Origin of the sequence: Nocardia sp. CA-120079, assembly GCF_050955745.1 — a bacterium.
Lineage (GTDB): Bacteria > Actinomycetota > Actinomycetes > Mycobacteriales > Mycobacteriaceae > Nocardia.
The window spans coordinates 2,125,824-2,140,432 of sequence record NZ_CP192088.1 but is presented as its reverse complement, the minus strand read 5'-3'; the positions used below and the strand labels follow the sequence as shown (position 1 = coordinate 2,140,432).

16 protein-coding genes are annotated in these 14,609 nt (G+C 65.5%); 6 read left to right on the top strand and 10 right to left on the bottom strand.

What is annotated here, in order from left to right:
* Window positions 1–16 precede the first annotated feature (16 nt).
* The 3 genes from ACQPYR_RS09930 to ACQPYR_RS09920 form a co-directional block, all read right to left on the bottom strand.
* On the bottom strand, window positions 17–676 hold the full coding sequence (locus tag ACQPYR_RS09930; RefSeq protein WP_433630291.1) for a response regulator: 660 nt from the start codon (window positions 674–676) through the stop codon (window positions 17–19).
* On the bottom strand, window positions 673–1,836 hold the full coding sequence (locus tag ACQPYR_RS09925) for a sensor histidine kinase (RefSeq protein ID WP_433630288.1): 1,164 nt from the start codon (window positions 1,834–1,836) through the stop codon (window positions 673–675). The genes ACQPYR_RS09930 and ACQPYR_RS09925 overlap by 4 nt, the downstream gene beginning before the upstream one ends.
* A gap of 104 nt (window positions 1,837–1,940) precedes the next feature.
* On the bottom strand, window positions 1,941–2,525 hold the full coding sequence (locus ACQPYR_RS09920) for a TetR/AcrR family transcriptional regulator (RefSeq protein ID WP_433630285.1): 585 nt from the start codon (window positions 2,523–2,525) through the stop codon (window positions 1,941–1,943).
* 170 nt (window positions 2,526–2,695) lie between these two features.
* On the opposite strand from ACQPYR_RS09920, the gene ACQPYR_RS09915 reads away from it, so the two are divergent.
* Window positions 2,696–3,415, top strand: a complete 720-nt coding sequence (locus ACQPYR_RS09915; protein WP_433630282.1) for an SDR family oxidoreductase — start codon at window positions 2,696–2,698, stop codon at window positions 3,413–3,415.
* Between the two features lie 55 nt (window positions 3,416–3,470).
* On the opposite strand, the gene ACQPYR_RS09910 is transcribed toward ACQPYR_RS09915, so the two are convergent.
* Entirely contained in the window at window positions 3,471–3,617 is a 147-nt protein-coding gene (locus ACQPYR_RS09910) for a DUF1059 domain-containing protein (RefSeq protein WP_063721623.1), read from the bottom strand.
* 359 nt (window positions 3,618–3,976) lie between these two features.
* Here ACQPYR_RS09910 and ACQPYR_RS09905 point away from each other — a divergent pair, with 359 nt between their 5' ends.
* Window positions 3,977–4,183 carry a hypothetical protein gene (locus tag ACQPYR_RS09905; RefSeq protein WP_433635079.1) on the top strand — a complete coding sequence of 69 codons (207 nt, stop codon included), beginning with the start codon at window positions 3,977–3,979 and terminating at the stop codon, window positions 4,181–4,183.
* An 82-nt stretch (window positions 4,184–4,265) separates the two neighbouring features.
* Here the strand turns inward: ACQPYR_RS09905 and ACQPYR_RS09900 are convergent, their stop codons facing one another.
* The 6 genes from ACQPYR_RS09900 to ACQPYR_RS09875 all read right to left on the bottom strand — a co-directional run bounded on the left by ACQPYR_RS09900 (window position 4,266) and on the right by ACQPYR_RS09875 (window position 9,443).
* Window positions 4,266–4,877: a histidine phosphatase family protein gene (locus tag ACQPYR_RS09900; protein ID WP_433630278.1), complete on the bottom strand. Its 612-nt coding sequence runs from the start codon at window positions 4,875–4,877 to the stop codon at window positions 4,266–4,268.
* 102 nt (window positions 4,878–4,979) lie between these two features.
* Window positions 4,980–5,144: a hypothetical protein gene (locus ACQPYR_RS09895; protein ID WP_433630275.1), complete on the bottom strand. Its 165-nt coding sequence runs from the start codon at window positions 5,142–5,144 to the stop codon at window positions 4,980–4,982.
* A gap of 80 nt (window positions 5,145–5,224) precedes the next feature.
* On the bottom strand, window positions 5,225–5,992 hold the full coding sequence (locus ACQPYR_RS09890) for a 3-oxoacyl-ACP reductase (protein WP_433601863.1): 768 nt from the start codon (window positions 5,990–5,992) through the stop codon (window positions 5,225–5,227).
* A gap of 10 nt (window positions 5,993–6,002) precedes the next feature.
* Window positions 6,003–7,361 carry an aldehyde dehydrogenase family protein gene (locus ACQPYR_RS09885; protein WP_433630272.1) on the bottom strand — a complete coding sequence of 453 codons (1,359 nt, stop codon included), beginning with the start codon at window positions 7,359–7,361 and terminating at the stop codon, window positions 6,003–6,005.
* Window positions 7,358–8,098 carry a gamma-glutamyl-gamma-aminobutyrate hydrolase family protein gene (locus ACQPYR_RS09880; protein ID WP_433630269.1) on the bottom strand — a complete coding sequence of 247 codons (741 nt, stop codon included), beginning with the start codon at window positions 8,096–8,098 and terminating at the stop codon, window positions 7,358–7,360. Before ACQPYR_RS09880 ends, ACQPYR_RS09885 begins: the two co-directional genes overlap by 4 nt.
* Entirely contained in the window at window positions 8,079–9,443 is a 1,365-nt protein-coding gene (locus ACQPYR_RS09875) for a glutamine synthetase family protein (protein ID WP_433630266.1), read from the bottom strand. The genes ACQPYR_RS09880 and ACQPYR_RS09875 overlap by 20 nt, the downstream gene beginning before the upstream one ends.
* Window positions 9,444–9,546: 103 nt before the next feature.
* On the opposite strand from ACQPYR_RS09875, the gene ACQPYR_RS09870 reads away from it, so the two are divergent.
* The 4 genes from ACQPYR_RS09870 to ACQPYR_RS09855 all read left to right on the top strand — a co-directional run bounded on the left by ACQPYR_RS09870 (window position 9,547) and on the right by ACQPYR_RS09855 (window position 14,390).
* The gene (locus ACQPYR_RS09870; protein WP_433630263.1) at window positions 9,547–11,187 is read left to right on the top strand and encodes an FUSC family protein; all 1,641 of its coding nucleotides are present in this window, start codon (window positions 9,547–9,549) and stop codon (window positions 11,185–11,187) included.
* 330 nt (window positions 11,188–11,517) lie between these two features.
* Complete coding sequence (locus tag ACQPYR_RS09865) at window positions 11,518–12,354, top strand: SDR family oxidoreductase (RefSeq protein WP_433630260.1); 837 nt, start codon at window positions 11,518–11,520, stop codon at window positions 12,352–12,354.
* Window positions 12,355–12,425: 71 nt separating this feature from the next.
* On the top strand, window positions 12,426–13,475 hold the full coding sequence (locus ACQPYR_RS09860; RefSeq protein WP_433630258.1) for a 3-oxoacyl-ACP synthase III family protein: 1,050 nt from the start codon (window positions 12,426–12,428) through the stop codon (window positions 13,473–13,475).
* 3 nt (window positions 13,476–13,478) lie between these two features.
* Complete coding sequence (locus ACQPYR_RS09855) at window positions 13,479–14,390, top strand: hypothetical protein (RefSeq protein ID WP_433630255.1); 912 nt, start codon at window positions 13,479–13,481, stop codon at window positions 14,388–14,390.
* Window positions 14,391–14,609: the final 219 nt, after the last annotated feature.

Genomic DNA, 14,609 nt, shown 5'->3' with positions numbered 1-14,609 from the left:
TTCCCACAGCGGTAGTTCAGTCGCGGCCGGGGATTATCAGGCCGGATTCGTAGGCGAAGACGACGGCTTGGGCGCGATCGCGGAGGGTCAGTTTGGTGAGGACGGAGCTGATGTGGGATTTCACGGTGTGTTCGCTGAGCACGAGGGTGGCGGCTAGTTCGGCGTTGGAGAGGCCGCGGGCCAGGTGGCGCAGGATTTCACGTTCGCGTTCGGTGAGGGTTTCGAGTTGGCGAGTGAGGTCTGGGCGCGGGTGGCCGCGGTGGGCCAGGTCTGCGATGAGTCGTCGGGTGACGGTTGGGGCGAGGAGTGCGTCGCCTGCTGCGATTACGCGTACGGCTTCGACCAGTTGTTCGCGACGTAGGTCTTTCAGTAGAAATGCGCCGGCGCCGGCGCGTAGGGCGGCATAGACATATTCGTCCAAGTGGAACATGGTCAGTACCAACACTTTTGCGCTAGTCTCGGCGCAGATTCGAGCGGTTGCGGCGACGCCGTCCATGCGCGGCATTCGCACGTCCATGACCACGACATCCGGTTGTAGTTCGAGAGCTTGCTCGACGGCCTCGAGTCCATCGGCGGCCTCACCGATCACGGTGATATCGGGCTGGGTGTCCAGGATCAGCCGGAAGCCGGCACGGAACAGGTCCTGGTCGTCGACGACGAGCACGCGCATGCTCAATTCCCCTGTGCGATAGGAAGTTCGGCGGTGACTTCGAAGCCTCCGACAGGACTTGCCGAATACCCGTACTGCAGCCGCCCGCCCGCGCTGGTGACGCGCTCGCGCATCCCGATCAAGCCATGCCCCAGGGCGGAACCGATGCCACCACGGCCGACCGCACCTGCCGGACCATCATCGCAGACCCGCACCATCAGCCGATCCTCGAACCACCGCAGCGACACTCGCACATCGCCGACTCCCGCATGCTTCATCGTATTCGTCAACGCTTCCTGCACCACCCGATACACCGTGACTCCGATATCACCGGAAACCACACGGCGCGAACCGAATTCGTCGAACAATACGATCAGCCCACTGCGCCGCGATATCGCCACCAGATCGGGAATCGCCTCGATCCCGGGCTGGTGCGGCGGATCGTCGGTGCCGCGCAAAGCACCGAGACTACGCCGAAGCTGTTGCACCGCTTCGCGACCCGTATCGGCGATGCCCGCGAAGGTGGCATCGGCGCGCTCCGGATCGGTGCGTGTCAGCAGCGGCCCGGTCTCGGCCTGGACGATCATCAGCCCGACCGAATGGCTGACGATATCGTGGATATCCCGCGCGATGCGCAGCCGTTCCCGAGCGACCGCCGCACCCCGCTCCTCCTCGAGCCGCCGCGCCCGCTCCTCCAACATCTCGATCTGCAGCCGGCGCGCCCGCACCCCGGTACCGAGCGCCCACGCCGTGACGAACGACATGGCCGCATAACCATAGGAATCCGGACTCTCGTTCGGAATGACCAGCGAGATGAGGATTCCGACACTTACGCTGATCAGCGCGAACCGTCGCGGTCGAGTCGGACTGTAGGCCGCGATCGTGTACACGCAGATAATGGTTCCGTACGGCAATGCAGGCATGGCGTGCAAACAGGCCAGCACGGTGATCGCGGGTCCGACCACGAGCAATACGAGGATCGGCGCGCGCCGCCGCCACAGCACCGGCGCCGACGCGAGCACGCAGCAGGCGATCACCCACCACGGCGCACGCGTCACGATCGCGGGCCCGACGCTGGCAACCGTGACCGCGGCGGCGATCACGATATCGACCGCACCTGACGGCAACGCGCGCAGCCGCTTCGACGACCAGGACACGGTCCGAGCAAGCACACCGGGAGAACTCATAGCGAGTCCAGTTTCTCCCGCACCCGAACCAAACCGCCTCCCCCGCCCGAATGACCCGGCACTCATCCTCGCGAGTGAGGCGTTCATTGCCCAGGTTTGCGATCTCACGGCGCGAGCATGGTCGCGACGCTGCTCGTGACCTCCTTCGCCAGCGCGGCATTCACCGGCGCGTGGTGGCTGAGCAGCCGGTACCACATGGCGCCGAAGACGAAATCGACGACGAGATCCAGCGGGACGGCCGGAGTCAGTTTTCCGGCGGCGACACCACGCTGGAGCAGTGCGCGCAGTGTCGCTCGTCGCGGGCCGATCACGGTGTCCTGCAATCGTTCGGACAGGGCCGGATCGCGCTGCGCGTCGGCCATCAGACCGACCAGCGCCTGACCCGTCACTTTCTGCGCGAGGTCGAAAGTTGCCGTCAGCAGGCGCTCGACCGCGACGACCACATCCACCGTTTCATCCGAAACCCGCAGTGCCGCATTCTCTTCGGCCAATCCGATCAGCGCCTCGATCAGTATCGAGGCCTTATCCGGCCACCAGCGGTAGACCGTCTGCCGCCCGACGCCCGCCCCGTCCGCGATGGCCTTGATGGTCAGGTCTTGGTAGCCGTCCCGCTCGCAGAGTTCCAGCGCCGTGTGCAGGATCGCGCGCCTGGCGTCCTCGCTGCGGGGTCGACCGCGGGTTCCTGTCATGCGGGTCACTTTACAAGACACTGTGCCTCGAATATATTAACGAGGCACGGTGGTTCGAAAATCATCGTGGTTCGAACTCAGGAGGATCTTGTGAGCGAGCATCAGCGAGCGAACCAGAAACACAGCACGCAGTTACGCACGACTGAGCCGAGCGTCAGCGAGGCGCAGTCATGAGCAACAAAGCCGTCATCGTTGGCGGAACCTCTGGAATCGGCCTGGCGACCGCTCGCCGACTCGCCGCGAACGGCACGCAGGTCGTCATCGCCGGACGCAACGCAGAACGACTCGCCACCGCACTGGCCGAACTCGGCCCGCAGGTCACCGGCAAGGTCGTGGACGCGCGCGCCGAAAATGAACTGGCCCAACTATTTTCGGAGGTCGGGCCGGTCGACCATGTGGTGGTCACCGTGACCGGACCGTCCGGCACCACCCCGTTCCGCGAACTCGGCCTCGACCATCTGCAGGCCCACGTCTCCGGCAAACTGCTGCCGCACGTCGCCACCATTCAGGCGGCGCTGCCCCATCTCGCGCGGGACGGGTCGGTCACGCTGGTCTCCGCCGCATCCGCGGGCGGCGCAATGCCGACAACCGCCGCACTGGCCGCCGTCAATGCCGGTGTCGAGGCCATTGTGCCCGTGCTCGCGGTCGAACTCGCACCCGTGCGTGTGAACGCCGTATCCCCTGGTGTGATCGACACCGAATGGTGGAACTTCCTCCCCGAGGACGCCCGCGACGAGGTGTTCGCCGGAATCGCGGCCCAGACCCCGGTCGGCCGAATCGGCACCGCCGACGATATCGCCAAGGCCATCGAATTCCTCACCGACAACACCTTCACCACCGGCGTGGTGGTACGCGTGGACGGCGGCGCTCGCCTCGGCTCCCCCAAATAACCCACCTCGCCCGGCTTTTTGTCACAAGCGGTGACGAAAAGCCGGGTGTGGTGGATCAGTAAGCGATGAACAGAATTTCGTCCCGGGAATAGTCGTGCCCCGGATGATTCTCGGCCAGATGCGCCTTGGTCTTCTCGACCAGGTCGTCCTCATCCGTCCCGACGATCTGCTCGCCGCAGGGGCAGTTCAGATTTCGCTTCATCAGCGGTCCTTCCTTCTCCCCCGTCAGTCTAGGCACGCGCCGCCGGACCAGACGGATCTGGTGGGCTTGCGCGCTCGGCAACGCATTGCGCCGACGGCGGAGACCGATAACACCCAAGCCGCGGAATTAGCGACAGCCGACACCGCGCAGGCCATCGCGAGCACCAATCGCGCGGTCATGCGGCGCCTGCGCAAGCCGTAGCGCCTCCCGCGACGGACACGGCAGATTCGGCGTCGCTCTCGCGTCGATCGGCAACGGCATAGACCGGCGAAACGGCCCAGCGCGGCATGGACACAGGCCGGCATTCCTGGACTCGGCACCGCGCTCGAATGAGCGCAGAATGGGATCAGGAGGTCATGATGCAACTGCTAAAGGGCCTGCTCGGCGTAGTGTTGGGGCTCCTGACAGCCGTGCTCGGCACGGTCGTCGGGATCCTCGCAGCCGTGGTCTGGCTCGTCGGCGCGGTGCTATGCGTGACGCTGATCCTCATTCCGCTGGGGCTCCCTGTCATGCGGCTCGGCCGCCGCCTGTTCACGCTCGCCGGTCAGCTGATGCACACTCCCTGAAGACCGTCCTGGGCTCTTCGACGTCGGGACGCGCCGCCGACCTTCCGCGTGCCGCGACGGGCATCTGCGGTCCATCGAGGCACTACGGCCGCAGCGGCACAGGCCACGATAGGCACCGCCAAGTCGTACCATTCCATTCCACGAGGAACGGCTCGGCGTACGGCAACGGAGTTCCCCACACCCGAGCACCGAGATCGCACAATCTTGCCAACGTCACGGTCAGGCTGGCGACGTGTCCGACCACAACGACAGTCTCGCCACCATGGTCGGCCGCGATCCGCCGAAACGATCCGGCCATCCGGGCAACCACCCGCCGCCCCGACTCGCCATCGCCGACGCGCTGCTCGAGATCACCCTCAACGATCCACGCGCGCAGCACTTTCGCGGTCAGCCCGAGGATCGCCGGATCCCTGCTCCCGTCGAACTCACCGATGCCGACTTCGGCCAATTCGTCCATCGCGACGACATCGAGCCCGCGTACCGATGCCAGCCCAGCGGCAGTCTGCCGAGCACGCAGCGCACTACTCGAATAGATCCGAACAATCGGCTCATCAGCCAACCTACGGGCCGCCTCAGCAGCTTGCCGCCGACCAGCCGCGGTCAACGCCGACCACGGCACAGCACCCGCAATCCCCGCAGCGACATTCTCCGATTCACCATGCCGCAAACACCACACCCGCACCTGATCAGCCATCGCCGAGTGATCTGTTCGGGCGATTGTCCTGGGCCGCGGCGGCGGTGGCGAAGTGCCGAAGAAGTAGGCGTAGCGCCGGACTGAGTGCGGCGCTACGCGTGCTCAGTTTCCTTGATCCGGCTGGGGATACGAACCGGGTGCGCTGCCGTCACTGCGGCTGAATACCGGGCGGAAATCGGCACCGCCGTTGTCGGTTTGGACGGACTGTTCGGTTGTCAGGGCGTCGTGACTGAACAGCCCGGGCGATCGCCCATCTTCCGTACTCATCTCACGAGCCTCCCTCTGATCGGCGACATATGGCGAATCCTGGCTTGCCGCTCAGCGGTCCGCCCGAATCAACCGTACCTTTACAACGGTGTGACGTATGCGCCGGAGATGCCACCGTCCACCAGGAACTGCGATGCGGTGATGAACGAGGAGTCGTCACTGGCCAGAAATGCGACGGCCGCGGCGATTTCCTCCGGCTCGGCGAAGCGTCCGACGGGGATGTGCACCAGGCGGCGCGCGGCGCGCTCGGGGTCCTTCGCGAACAGCTCCTGCAGCAGCGGCGTGTTCACCGGTCCGGGACACAGCGCGTTGACCCGAATGCCGTTGCGCGCGAACTGCACTCCGAGTTCGCGGCTCATCGCGAGCACACCGCCCTTGGATGCGGTGTAGGAGATCTGCGAGGTCGCCGCACCCATGACCGCGACGAACGACGCGGTATTGATCACCGAGCCCTTACCCCGGTCCAGCATGTGGTTGATGGCGTATTTGCTGCACAGATACACCGAGGTCAGATTGACCTCCTGCACCCGACGCCAGGCGTCGATGCCGGTGGTCAGAATCGAATCGTCTTCCGGCGGTGAGATTCCGGCGTTGTTGAAGGCGATATCGAGTCCGCCGTAGGTGTCGACGGCGGTCTGGAACATGGCCTCGACCTGGGCCTCGTCGGTGACGTCCACCTTCACGAACACCCCGCCCACTTCGCCGGCCGCGGCCTCGCCCGCGGCGGCATCGATATCGGCGACGACGACCTTGGCGCCCTCCGCCGCGAACCGGCGAACGGTGGCCAGGCCGATGCCACTCCCGCCGCCGGTGACGACGGCGACTCGATCCTGTAAGCGCTGCAACACATCTCCTTAACTAGGTGGCGATGAAGACGTTCTTGGTCTCGGTAAAGGCAAGTGCCGCATCCGGTCCGAGTTCGCGACCGAGCCCGGACTGTTTGAATCCGCCGAACGGCGTCCAATACCGCACCGAGGAATGCGAATTCACCGAAAGATTCCCGGCTTCCACACCGCGAGACACCCGCAGCGCGCGGCCCACATCATTGGTCCAGATGGAGCCGGACAGACCGTATTCGGTGTCATTGGCAATGCGAACGGCATCGGCCTCGTCCTCGAACGGAACCACCGCGACCACCGGTCCGAACACCTCCTCGGTGAGCACCCGATCCGACGGTGCGTCGGGCAGCACAACCGTTGGCGGATACCAGAATCCGGGGCCGTCGGGCTGCGTACCGGTGAATGCCACCTTGGTCGACGGCTCGACGAACGAGGCCACCCGGGCACGATGCGCGGCCGAAATCAGCGGCCCCATTTCGGTGGACTCCGCCGCGGGATCACCCACCCTGACCCCACGCACCGCCGGTTCCAGCAATTCCAGGAACCGGTCGAATACACTGCGCTGCACCAGAATTCGCGACCGCGCACAGCAATCCTGCCCGGCGTTGTCGAAAACACCGTAGGGCGCGGTCGCCGCCGCGCGCTCCAGATCGGCGTCCGCGAAAACGATATTCGCGCTCTTACCGCCCAACTCGAGTGTGACCCGCTTCACCTGGCGCGCGCATCCGGCCATGATCTCCTTGCCCACCTCGGTGGACCCGGTGAAGACCACCTTCCGCACGGCGGGATGGGTCACGAACCGCTGCCCCACCACCGAACCCTTACCGGGCAGTACCTGGAAAACCCCTTCCGGCACACCGGCTTCGAGCGCGAGCTCACCCAATCTGATCGCGGTGAGCGGCGTGAGCTCGGCGGGCTTGAGCACCACCGTGTTCCCGGCGGCCAGTGCGGGCCCGAATCCCCATGCCGCGATCGGCATCGGGAAGTTCCACGGCACGATCACCCCGACCACGCCGAGCGGTTCATGGAAGGTGATGTCGACCCCGCCCGCAACCGGAATCTGATTGCCCAGCAGACGTTCCGGAATCCCGGCGGCGAAATGCAGCACATCGCGGACATTGCCCGCCTCCCAGCGCGCATTGCCGATGGTGTGCCCGGCATTGGCGACCTCGAGCTGGGCCAGCTGCTCGAGATTCGCGTCGACGGCGTCGGCGAACCGCCGCAGCAACCGAGCCCGATCCCCCGGCGCGATCGCGCGCCAATCGGCCCCGGCCCGCCGCGCCCTGTCGATGGCCACATCGGTCTCGACCGCGCTCACCAGTTCGAGTGTCGTGACGACCTGCTCGGTCGCCGGATTGACCACCTGCGTTGTCGTCACGAATTCCGTTCCTTTCGATAGCTGACCGCCGCCTGGACCAGTGCTCGCATCAATCGCGTATCGGTCGCATCCGCCTCCGGATGCCACTGCACACCCACCAGGAACGGACCGTCCGGCGCCTCCGCCGCTTCGATCGTGCCGTCCGACGCGTGTGCGGTCGCGACCAGGCCATCGGCCAGGATGGCGACGGCCTGGTGATGGTGGCAATTCACCTTCACCTCCGGTCCGGCGATCGTGGCGACCAGGCTGTCCGGCACTGTCGTGACCCGGTTCGGGTGGAAACCGCCCGGCGTACCGGAATGGTCGTCATGGCCGAGCAGATCCGGCAGGTGCTGGATCAGGGTGCCCCCGAACGCGACATTGACCAGTTGCAGGCCGCGACAGATCGCGAGGATCGGCAACCCGGCAGCGCGCGCCAAGGCCAACAGCTCGAACTCGGAATCGTCACGGTCGGCTCGGAGTGGGCCGAGGGCCGCATCCGCCGGCGCGCCGTAGCGCGCCGGATCGATATCGGCGCCGCCGGTCAGCACCAACCCGTCGAGCCGGTCAACCAGCTCCGCGCGCGCCACACCGGTGGGTGGCAGCAGCACCGGTATGCCGCCCGCGCGCTCCACCAACTGCACGTAGTCGTGCGGCAGCACCGCACTCGGCACCTCCCAGGTGCCGAATCGGGCCTGTTCCAGGTAGGTCGGCAGGCCGATGACCGGATGGATCTGCTCAGAGCCGCTCGAAACCACGGATTCGCTCCCAATCGGTGACGGCGGCGTCGAAGGCGTCCAGCTCGACCTGTGCCGCATTCCGATAATGGTCCACAACGTCGTCGCCGAACGCTGTTCGTGCCACCTTGCTCTCGCCGAACAATTGCGCCGCTTCCCGCAGCGTACGCGGCACCCGCGGGCGCTGGGACCGGTAGGCATTGCCGTGGAACTCCGGCTCGAGCGGGAGGGCGTGCTCTATACCGTGCAATCCGGCGGCAATGGTCGCGGCGACTGCCAGATACGGATTCACATCGCCGCCCGGGATCCGGTTCTCCATCCGCAGGGACAGATCCTCGCCCACCACGCGCAGTGCACAGGTCCGGTTGTCGCGTCCCCAGGCCAGTGCGGTCGGGGCGAAACTCCCTGGCACGAATCGCTTGTAGGAGTTGATATTCGGTGCGAGCAGATAGGTGAACTCGCGCAGGCAATCCAGTTGCCCGGCCAGGAAATGCCGCATGAGCGCGGAGGTGCCGTGCGGGCCGTCACCGGCGAATACCGCCGCACCCGATTCGGCGCGCAGACTTATGTGAATATGGCACGAATTGCCTTCGCGCTCATTGTATTTCGCCATGAAACTGAGACTGCGCCCCTCCTGGGCGGCGATCTCCTTGGCGCCGTTCTTGTAGATGCTGTGGTTGTCGCAGGTGACCAGCGCCTCGTCATAGCGGAATGCGATTTCGTGCTGACCCGGATTGCATTCACCCTTGGCCGATTCGACATACAGTCCCGCACCGGCCATTTCATTGCGAATGCGACGCAGCAGTGGCTCGATGCGTGCGGTCCCCAGCATCGAATAGTCGACGTTGTACTGATTGGCGGGCCGCAGATCGCGATAGCCGGAATTCCACGCGTCCTCGTAGCTGTCGTCGAAGACCAGGAACTCGAGTTCGGTCCCGACGTAGGCGTGCAGCCCCCGTTCGGCGAGCCGTGCCAATTGCGCGCGCAATATCTGCCGCGGCGAAACCGTGACCGGCTGACGCGCCGGTTCCACGTGCTCGACATCACACAGCACCAGCGCGGTGCCCGGCTGCCACGGCACCAGCCGCAGGGTGCTCAGATCCGGCCGCAGGACGAAGTCGCCGTAGCCGGTTTCCCAGGAAGAGATCGCGTATCCGTCGACCGTCGCCATATCGACATCCACCGCGAGCAGATAATTGCACGCCTCGGTCGCGTGCCCGATCACCTCGTCCAGGAAAAACCTTGCCGCACAACGCTTTCCCTGTAGACGGCCCTGCATATCGGTCATTGCCACCAGCACCGTGTCGATCTCGCCCGCCTCGACGAGCGCCTGCAACTGCACCAACTCCAGCATCCCGGTACGCATCGAAAACCCCTCTCGGCAGCAACCTTGCCAACGCTAGAGCAAACGGGACGAACGCGTGACCCGACACACAAAACCCAATGGTCGGTTGGTGTTGAATGGCCTGGTGGACGACCCGACCTTCGATCCGTCGCACCATCCGGTGCCGACGCCACCGCGGCGGCGCGCACTGCTGCTCGGGTCGGCGCAAACGGGTTGGCGGTGGCCGGTGGCCGCGCGGTCCGCGCTCGCATTCGGGTTGCCCGCGCTCATCGTGCTCGCGGCGGGTCATCAGCAGCAGGCGTTGATCGTCGCACTGGGTGCGTTCGCTGTGCTCTACGGCGAGGCACGCGTGTACCGAACGCGTTGGCGGATAGTGCTGATCGCGGGGGCGGGCTTCCTCACGGCGGCGGCGCTCGGTGCCGTGATCGGTGATCTGTGGCACGGCACGGCCGGAATCATCGGTGTGGCGGCGCTTTCCGTGGTCGCGCTGGTCGCGAGCTATGTCATGGTCGCGACGCGGGCCGGACCGCCGGGCATGTTCTTCTTTGTACTGGTCTGCGCGGTGGCGACGCGGATGGCCGCCGCCGGTATTTCGGTACCGGTGATCGTGGGATATACCGCGCTCGGTGTGCTGAGTTCGCTGCTGGTCTCGATGAGTCCGATGCTGCGCGATGCGCGTGCGCCGGAAAGCGCCGCTGCGGTGGCGGCCTTGCGCGCCGTCGATACCTATGTCGAAAGCCGCAAGAGCGGGCCGCCCTCCGCCGCCGATCGGCATGCGGCGGGCGCGGCGCTGCATTCGGCGTGGGCCACGGTTCATGATGCGGGTCTGCCTGCCCGCGCACCGGATTCGGAGATCATCCGGAGGCTGCTGGCCGCGCATCGCCAATTCATCGGGATAGCGGACTCCGCATCGGATGTGCTCGATGCGCCGGTGCCGATGACCCGCCCGACTGTCGGTCAGCGACTGCGTCGGTCGCTGACGATCCGCTCGCACGCGGCGACCACAGCGCTGCGCACGCTGGCCGCCTCCGTGATCGCGGGTGGCCTGAGCGTGCTGTTGGACCTCGGCCGACCGGACTGGGCGGTGATCACCGCCGTCCTGGTGCTGAATCTGGGGCCGGATCGCATTGTCGGCACCGTGCGCGCATTGCATCGCGTCGGGGGCACGGTCATCGGGCTGATCGCGTTCGCGGCGCTGCACGCACTCGCGCCGTCGGGCGTCGTCCTCGTGCTCGTGCTCATGGCGCTGATGTTCCTGACGGATCTGTTCGTAGTGCGCAATTACGGGATCGCCGTCGTCTTCATTACGCCGTTGGCGCTGCTGATCGGTGGCGCGCTGGGTGGACCGATCCTGGTTCCCATCCGCGATCGGCTGATCGAGACGCTGTTCGGCGTGGTCGCGGTTGCCGCGATGTGGGTGATAGTGCCGCGTGCGCACCGACATGACCTGCGGTGGAGCGAATCCAGGGTGCTGCGAGTGGCCGCGGAGCTGGTCGAGATCCTGCGTACGAAGCCGCCGACCGATCCAGCCGCACTGCGTTTGCGTCGCGATCTGCAGTTCGAACTCGTCGGCAATCACCTCAGCGGTGTCGCCGCATATCGCGACGAACCCGCGTGGACGGGTGAACAATGGCCTCGGCATGCGGAGATCGGTCGAATCGGGTACGACCTGCTCGCGCAATGTTGGCTGACACCGGCCACGGAATTGCTCACCGACCCCGACGCCCTGGCCGGACAGATCGCCCGGATGGACGCATCGCACTGATCCGGTCGACGCCTGACGATCAAGACGGAAAGCGCCTGTCGCCCAACCACATATCGAAATTTCCGGTTAGCGGCGGAATCGCCGAAATCCGGTTCGGCACCGGTTGCCATCAGATGGAACGACCTACCCCTATCCACCCCTATCGCCAGTCATGCGCAACGGCTACAACTACGGCGCAGCATCATTGGACCGAATTCGGCACGCGCATGCTGATCTGCATGATCAACCGATCACGCGCTGCCACCAGGCCTTCCGCACACACCGGGCAACTCGCCGAAGCAACCCGGAGAGCGGATTTCGGCCATACGAAAGATGGCAAGGTGATCGAACATGAAGACGATCCTGATTACGGGGGCCACCTCGGGCATCGGTCTCGAAGCCGCGCAACAGCTCGCCGCAGGGGGCGATCGGCTGGTGTTGGTCGGCCGGAATCCGCAGAAGGTCGCCGACAGTGCGGAATTGGTGCTGGCCGCGGGGGCAGGCGCGGTCGATACGCTGGAATGCGATATCGCATCACAGTCGTCGGTGCGCCAACTCGCCAAGGCTGTCGAAGCCGGCTACGACCGCATCGATGTACTTGCCAACAATGCGGGCGGCTATCACCAGACGCGCACCGAAACCGAGGACGGTATCGAGGCGACCTTCGCGACCAACCATCTCGGCGGATTTCTGCTCACCGAACTGCTCATCGATCTACTGGTGCAGAGCGCCCCCGCGCGCATTCTGTTCACCTCTTCGGTGATGCACTACGGCGCGACTCTCGATTTCGACGATCTCGGGTTCCGTGAAGGCTATTCGGGCGAAAAGGCGTACAGCCGGTCCAAATTGGCCAATGTGCTCTATGCCCGCGCGCTGGCCGATCGGCTGGCGGGCACCGGTGTGACGGTCAATGCCTTCCATCCCGGCGCGGTCTCGACCGGCATCTGGAATTCGCTGCCATGGTTCGGGCAACCGATCGTCGCGCTGAGCAAACGCCTGTTCTTCATCACCGCGGCCGAGGGCGCCGCCGCGCTCACCTTTCTCGCGACGGATCCGAGCGTCGCCGAGGTGACCGGTGCCTATTTCCGCAAGACCCGCGAGCGCGAACCGTCGCGGTTGGCCCGCGACGATGCGCGGGCCCGCCAATTGTGCGAGGTGAGCGCGAGTTTGGTCGGGCTGCCCGAATAGGGCGTCCACGACGACAGCGCCGTCGAAACTCCTGGCAACAGGGAAGAAATGCGACACAGAAAGCAGGGGTAATGCTGCGCACACGTTTCGAGTCCATCGGCTCGTACACACCATCCACCGTCCGTTCCACCGAGGAGATCATCGCCGGACTTGCGGTGCCGAGATCCCTTGACCTGGAACGGATTACCGGTATCAAGAATCGGCGCGTCTACGACTCCAGCGACGAGGGCTACGAATCCTCCTTCGATCTGGCCCTGCGCGCCATCGAGGACTGCCTGGCGCACTCCGATTACGCCCCCGACGAGATCGATGTGGTCGTCTCCGCCTCCATCACCCGCACTCGCGGGAAGGAAATCTTCTGCTACGCACCGTCTTTCGCGGTCATGCTGGGCAAGGAGATCGGCACGACGAAGGCCCGCCATTTCGATGTCTCGAATGCCTGTGCGGGCATGATGACCGGGGTGCTGGTACTGGATCGCATGATCAAGGCCGGTGTGGTCCGCAATGGGCTGGTGGTCAGCGGCGAACAGATCACGCCGATCGCGGAGACCGCGGCGCGTGAGATCAGCAAGCCCTACGACCCGCAGTTCGCGGCGCTGACCGTCGGCGATGCGGCGGTCGCGGTAATGCTCGACGATCGCGGTGACGACGACGACGAAATCCACTACGTCGAACTGATGACCTCCGCCGACGGCGCCGAACACTGCATCGGCATGCCGAGCGACCAGGCCCCCGGAATCGCGCTGTACACCGACAACCGCGCGATGCAGAACGAGGGCCGCTATCTGCAGGCCATCAACCGCATGTCCAGCTTCCTCGAGGAGACCGGGCGCACCTGGGAGAGCGAGAAGTTCGACTACTGGATCCACCACCAGTTCAGCGCGCCCGCCATCGAATACATCTCGCACCTCACCGAGCAACACTTCGGCACCCCGATGCCCCAAGCCCTGAATGTGCTGCACGACTTCGGCAATACCGCGTCGACCTCGCATTTCGTGGTCCTGCACGAACACCTCGCGCAGCAGAAGATCCCCAAGGGTTCCAAGGTGCTGATGATTCCGGAGGCATCCGGCATCGTCTCCGGACACCTCGCAGCCACCATCTCCCGTCTGGAGGCCTGAGCCATGCCGACCACCATTCTCGCAGCCGCCATCAATGCCGATCTCGATACCGGCAGTTATTTCGACCTGGCGACGCGGGCCGCCACCTCCTGCCTCGAGCAGGCGGGCATTGCCCCGGAGCAGGTCGGAATGCTGATCAATGCCGGGGTCTTCCGCGATCAGAACATCTCCGAACCCGCGGTATCGGCGCTGATCCAGAAGCGGGTCGGCATCGGCCTCGAATACGCCCCCGGCCGGGTGCCCGCCTTCTCCTTCGATTTGATGAACGGCGGGACCGGACTGCTACACGCGATCGCGACCGCCGAATGCTTCCTGGTCAGCGGCGATGTGTCGTATGCGCTGCTGGTCGCAGGTGATACACATCCCTCGACCGAGCGTCATGTCGACGGCTTCCCCTACAGCACCAGCGCGGCCGCGATCCTGCTCGGAACATCCGGCACCGCAGGCGGATTCGGTGGGCTGCACGCCACCCATACCGCCGGGCCGGCCGATCCGACCGCATGGGTCGCGATGGGCGAGGCCGGCGCGAACGGTCGCTCGGCCATGAGTACCCGCGCCGGTGCCGCGGATCTGGTCGAATTGGCCGCGGTGGCCGTGCACGAGTGCCTGACCGCCGAAGGACTGGACGTCGCCGATTTCGCCGAGGGCCGCGCGGTGCTGCTCGCACCCACTTGGACCCTGGCCTTCCGTGCCCGCTTGGCGGCGGCGCTCGGATTCACACCGGAATCGGTGGTCGGCGTCGACCCCTCGGTGGACAATCCGTACTCCGCAGCCCCGGTGCACGCGTACGTGAGCGCGCGCGACAGCGGCGCTCTCGACGCGGCACGCACGGTGCTTTTCCTGGCCGCCGACGACACCTCGGTCGCCTGTCTGGCCTACCACCAGCACGCATTCGCGCACGCCGGGAGTCAATGACACGAAAGGAATTGAAAAACCTCATATTACGTAGGTGTCATCGGTTGTCGTGACAGGATCGGCCGGGCGAATTAACCTGTGTTCACCGGCTGGATCATCGGGCGCGTGGACGCGTCCTTCCCGCTGCGACGATGCCGCATCCTCAGTGCACCCGAGCTGCTCGTTTTCGATGGTGCTCTCCCTCAGTCGGGCTCACCACCTCGACGAAGGGCTCCGAGT

What these genes read in the sequence shown, in the direction of transcription:
- ACQPYR_RS09925 (WP_433630288.1), bottom strand. Translation starts at nt 1,836, where the DNA reads ATGAGTTCTCCCGGTGTGCTTGCTCGGACCGTGTCCTGGTCGTCGAAG.
- ACQPYR_RS09920 (WP_433630285.1), bottom strand. Translation starts at nt 2,525, where the DNA reads ATGACAGGAACCCGCGGTCGACCCCGCAGCGAGGACGCCAGGCGCGCG.
- ACQPYR_RS09915 (WP_433630282.1), top strand. Translation starts at nt 2,696, where the DNA reads ATGAGCAACAAAGCCGTCATCGTTGGCGGAACCTCTGGAATCGGCCTG.
- ACQPYR_RS09910 (WP_063721623.1), bottom strand. Translation starts at nt 3,617, where the DNA reads ATGAAGCGAAATCTGAACTGCCCCTGCGGCGAGCAGATCGTCGGGACG.
- ACQPYR_RS09905 (WP_433635079.1), top strand. Translation starts at nt 3,977, where the DNA reads ATGCAACTGCTAAAGGGCCTGCTCGGCGTAGTGTTGGGGCTCCTGACA.
- ACQPYR_RS09900 (WP_433630278.1), bottom strand. Translation starts at nt 4,877, where the DNA reads ATGGCTGATCAGGTGCGGGTGTGGTGTTTGCGGCATGGTGAATCGGAG.
- ACQPYR_RS09895 (WP_433630275.1), bottom strand. Translation starts at nt 5,144, where the DNA reads ATGAGTACGGAAGATGGGCGATCGCCCGGGCTGTTCAGTCACGACGCC.
- ACQPYR_RS09875 (WP_433630266.1), bottom strand. Translation starts at nt 9,443, where the DNA reads ATGCGTACCGGGATGCTGGAGTTGGTGCAGTTGCAGGCGCTCGTCGAG.
- ACQPYR_RS09865 (WP_433630260.1), top strand. Translation starts at nt 11,518, where the DNA reads ATGAAGACGATCCTGATTACGGGGGCCACCTCGGGCATCGGTCTCGAA.
- ACQPYR_RS09860 (WP_433630258.1), top strand. Translation starts at nt 12,426, where the DNA reads ATGCTGCGCACACGTTTCGAGTCCATCGGCTCGTACACACCATCCACC.
- ACQPYR_RS09855 (WP_433630255.1), top strand. Translation starts at nt 13,479, where the DNA reads ATGCCGACCACCATTCTCGCAGCCGCCATCAATGCCGATCTCGATACC.